The sequence below is a fragment of the Endozoicomonas sp. ONNA2 genome, from assembly GCF_024606365.1.
GTDB lineage: Bacteria > Pseudomonadota > Gammaproteobacteria > Pseudomonadales > Endozoicomonadaceae > Endozoicomonas.
The window spans coordinates 1-1,130 of sequence record NZ_JAHHPO010000957.1; the positions used below are offsets into that span (position 1 = coordinate 1).

At 48.8% G+C, this 1,130-nt stretch carries 1 protein-coding gene; it reads left to right on the forward strand.

The window, feature by feature from the left end; all coding sequences use genetic code 11:
- Positions 1 to 227: 227 nt before the first annotated feature.
- A partial coding sequence (locus tag KDK14_RS16970; protein ID WP_257266366.1) for an FGGY family carbohydrate kinase occupies positions 228 to 1,130 on the forward strand: 903 nt, incomplete at its 3' end.

A 1,130-nucleotide genomic window follows, 5' to 3' on the forward strand; every position in this document is an offset into this window, starting at 1 on the left:
AGCTTTTCTTTTCCTTTGTGCTCTTTGTGTGCTTCGTGGTTCAAAGCTTTTGCTTCAGGCATATAGATCTATCGCAAGAAGTGAGCCTGAACGCCAGCACCGCCATAAGTCACCCCTTTTTGCCGTGTTGATTTATGTCAACTGCACATTAAACTATGTGAATATAATTTTGATTCAGCACACTTGGGAATATAACCTTTTTCAAACTGGTAATAGCTTGGTGTCGTATGAAACACTTGTATATCGGCGTAGATGTAGGCTCTGGCAGTGCCAGGGCCGGACTTTTTGATGCTGCCGGAAAAAAGCTGGCCCAGGCGGTGAGCCCGATTAAACAGTTCCGCCCAAAGCGGGATTTTGTTGAGCAATCCTCAACTGACATCTGGGCACAGGTTTGCAATGTCGTTCAATCTGTCGTGAAAAACGCCGGCATTCACCCTGAGCAGGTAAAAGGCATTGGCTTTGATGCCACCTGCTCCCTGGTTGCAGTGGATGGGGATAACCAACCAGTCTCTGTTTCTCCTACGGGTAATGATGATCACAATATCATTATGTGGATGGATCATCGTGCACTTGAAGAAACCGCAGAGATCAATAATTCGGCCAGTGAAGCCCTGAAATACGTCGGCGGCGAGGTCAGCCCTGAAATGGAGCTGCCTAAAATCCTGTGGCTCAAACGACATTTGCCTGAACAATACCAGCGCATACATCGCTTCTTCGATCTTGCGGACTATCTGGTGTTTAGAGCCACTGGCCAGGATGTTCGCAGCGTCTGCACCAAAGTTTGCAAATGGACTTACCTGGCTCACGAGCAACGTTGGGATACCCGTCTTTTAGAACACATTGGTCTGGCGGATTTGATAACAGACGAAAAGGTGGGTCAAACCATTGCTGAGCTGGGCACTGCTGCCGGCACTTTAACAGACACTGCAGCCAAACAATTAGGGTTGTCCGTTTTAACGACGGTTGCCGTAGGTATTATTGATGCCCATGCAGGCGGTGTTGGCATTATTGGCACTCAACCGGAATCCACTCTGGCGATTATCGGTGGCACATCTTCCTGTCATATGGCAGTGAGTAAACAGCCGATATTTGTCAATGGCGTCTGGGGGCCATACTGGGGCGCGATGGTG